Below are 3,529 nucleotides of genomic sequence, written 5' to 3'. Positions count from 1 at the left end.
AACCGCCATATTTTATGCAATAAGCATCATACTTATAACACTAACGAATATCCTGATGGAATGGGTTAAATACTACGCTACAACGCTGGAAGCTCTTAACATCAACATAACCTGTAGAAGCCATTGTTCTGCGCAATGCACCAACAAAGTTTGTAGTACCATCTGCTTCATGACTTGGGCCAAAAAGAATATTCTCTAACGGAGCCACAGTGCCAACATTTGAACGCATCCCGCGAGGAAGTGATGAATGACGAGCCTCAGCACCCCAATGAGTGCCATGACCAGGAGCCTCAGTTGCGCGAGCTAATGGAGTACCAAGCATAACTGCGTCAGCTCCAACTGCAAGAGCCTTAATAAAGCTGCCGGAATTACCCATTCCTCCATCAGCAATAATTTGCACGTAACGGCCGCCGGATTCATCCATATAATCCCTACGAGCTTCAGCAACATCCGCAATAGCAGTAGCCATAGGTGCTTGCACACCTAAAGTATTCATGGTTGCGGATACTGCTCCGCCGCCAAATCCAACTAAAATACCTGCAGCTCCAGTTCTCATCAAATGAAGAGCAGAAGTATAATCTGCGCAACCTCCAACAATAACAGGAACATCGAGATCGTAAATAAACTTCTTTAAATCAAGAGGTTCATGATCTTTAGAAACATGTTCCGCAGATACTGCTGTTCCGCGAATCACGAATAAATCAACACCAGCTTCTAGAACAGTGTTATATAATTCTTGCGTGCGTTGTGGAGAAAGAGCTCCTGCTACTGTCACTCCAGCATCTCTGATTGTATGCAAACGCTTTGCAATCAATTCTGGTTTGATCGGCTCAGTATAAATCTCCTGAATGCGGCGGGTTGCAATGTTTGACGGCAACTCAGCTATTTCTTTTAACAAAGGTTCTGGATTCTCATATCGAGTCCATAAACCTTCTAGATCAAGAACTCCAAGACCACCCATTTGACCAATTGCAATCGCAGTATCCGGGCTAGTAACCGAATCCATCGGAGCAGCAATAATTGGGATATCAAACGTATAAGCATCTACTTGCCATGCAGTAGATACAGCTTGAGGATCACGCGAGCGACGCGAAGGAACAATAGCAATATCGTCAAGCGAATATGCAACTCGGGCTTTTTTGCCCAAACCAATTTCAATTTCCTGAGACATACTTCTTAGGCTAGTGCCCTATGCTGACGAGTTGCGACTCATAGTAATTCATCATTATTTTTACGCAAAGCACTGTATATAGCTTTTGCTTTATTCTCACCAATTCCAGGCACTTTTTGCAAATCTTCTAATGAAGCATTTTTCAAAGATTTTATTGAACCAAAAAATGCAAGCAAACGTTTACGATACACTGATCCAATTCCAGGAATAGCATCAAAAGTAGAATGCAATGAACCTTTTCTTCGCAATTTACGATGATACGAAATAGCAAAACGATGAGACTCATCTCTAGCGCGCTGCAATAAATACAATCCTTCTGAGCTTCTCTTAAAAATGATTGGATAATCTTCGTCAGGAAGCCACACTTCTTCAAGCTTCTTAGCTAAACCACAAACAGTAATATCACTTACGCCAGCATCTTCCATAGCTCTTTTAGCAGCTTTTGCTTGTTCTTTTCCTCCATCGACAATAATTAATTGAGGCTTATAAGCAAAATGCCGCGCACTAGTCAACGAATTACCTGAAAAATGCTTATTAGAAATACTGTTGGAATCACAAATATTAATGTCAGATGAGTCAGATGTATCTGATGCATCTAATGTATCAAGCTTATCTTCTGCATAAACATCTTTATGCTTAAACCTTCGCAATAATGTTTCATAAACAGCACTTAAATCATCTGTTTTACCATCACCGTGTTCACCTCGAACCGCAAAATGACGGTACTCACTAGGACGAGCAACACCATCTTCAAAAACAACCATAGAAGCAACTTGATAACTGCCATCAACTGTATTTGAGATATCATAACATTCAATTCGCAAAGGAGATTTACTCATTCCAAGCGCTTTTGCTATTTCATTCATAGCTTCTGTTCTCATATCTATGCTGTTAATACGGCTAGATTTTATGCGTTTCAATTCCTGACTAGCATTATCGTTTGCACGATCCATAAGAGCACGTTTTTCTCCGCGCTCTGCAACTCTAATACTTACTTGAGAACCACGAATATTGCTAAGCCACAATTCAAGCTCTTGCTTACGTTCTTCAGAAATTTTAATTGGAACTATAATCTCACGAGGAACAGGCGAAATAGGAGCAAGTAAATCCTCACGACCTGTTCTCTCTTGACGTTCACGACGAGTTTTAGTAGCTTGTGCTCGCAATATTACATCAGTTGCAGTAGCTTGTTGCGTAGAGCTAACAGCGTCGCGAACTTTCTTAATGCTAATAGTATCTTCATGGTTTTGTGTGTAATTTTGCTCATATTCTGCGTATACGCGAGTTAATAAATCAGCTATAAGATCACTGTCACTGATATGCTCATTTCGTTCTACTGACCAATTTTTCTCTCCACGAATCATTCCAGCTCTGACAAAAAATACATGAATTGACGCTTCAAGCTCATCTCCGCAGAATCCAAAAACATCTGCTTCTACATCATTGTCAAACACAACTGCATTTTGTTGCAAAATAGTGTTCAAAACAGCAATCTCGTCACGCAATTTAGCTGCACGCTCAAATTCTAGCTCTTCACTTGCTTCTTTCATCTCGTTCTTAATTTGTGAAATATAAGACTCTCCAACACTGCCTGTAAGTATGCCAACTACATGTTCTACCATCTTGCGATGTTCGCTAGGATCTATGTTTCCTATACAAGGAGCTGAACATTTACCAATCGAAGCAAATAAGCAAGGCCTACCAGTCCTATGAGCTTTGTTAAAAACAGAGGATGAGCATGTGCGAATAGGAAAAGTTTTAAGTAAAGAATCTAAACTATGACGAAGAGGCCACACTTTTGCATACGGACCAAAATATCTAGCATGCCGCGCACTACGATTTCTAGTAATCCATACTCTTGGAAAAGTTTCTTCTAGCGAAACTGCAACATAAGGATATGTTTTATCGTCACGAAAAACTACATTAAACCTAGGATTAAAAGCTTTAATCCAAGTATATTCAAGTGTAAGAGCCTCAAATTCAGTGCTTACAACAGTCCATTCCAAACTGCGAGCTGTAAGAACCATAGATTGAGTTCTAGGATGAAGTTGGTAAAGAGGTTGAAAATAATTCGCTAAACGATTGCGTAAATTTTTTGCTTTTCCAACGTAAATAACTCGCCCCTCGCCATCACGCCACTTGTATACTCCAGGTTGCGCTGGAATATCACGAGAAGCTGGACGGAATAAATCACGAGTATCACCAAGCAATGGAGCTCCTAATGCATTTACTCTTTCATCATCAAATGATGAATCTTTCGAAAACTGTTCATCTATTATTGCTTGCGTTTTACGCCATTTTTCACTATCTCTCATCCTATTTTCTTCTTGCAAATCATATGCTTTATAAGAATTTTTA

2 protein-coding genes are annotated in these 3,529 nt (G+C 40.0%); both read right to left on the bottom strand.

The features are described from left to right. Window positions 1-40: 40 nt before the first annotated feature. Entirely contained in the window at window positions 41-1,171 is a 1,131-nt protein-coding gene (locus A5295_RS05685; protein ID WP_064622111.1) for a GuaB3 family IMP dehydrogenase-related protein, read from the bottom strand. A 38-nt stretch (window positions 1,172-1,209) separates the two neighbouring features. Next, a partial coding sequence (uvrC, locus tag A5295_RS05680; protein ID WP_156518088.1) for an excinuclease ABC subunit UvrC occupies window positions 1,210-3,529 on the bottom strand: 2,320 nt, incomplete at its 5' end.

Source organism: Gardnerella sp. 26-12, from assembly GCF_001660745.1.
GTDB classification, from domain to species: Bacteria; Actinomycetota; Actinomycetes; order Actinomycetales; family Bifidobacteriaceae; genus Bifidobacterium; species Bifidobacterium swidsinskii.
This window is presented reverse-complemented; position numbering and strand designations above follow the sequence as displayed.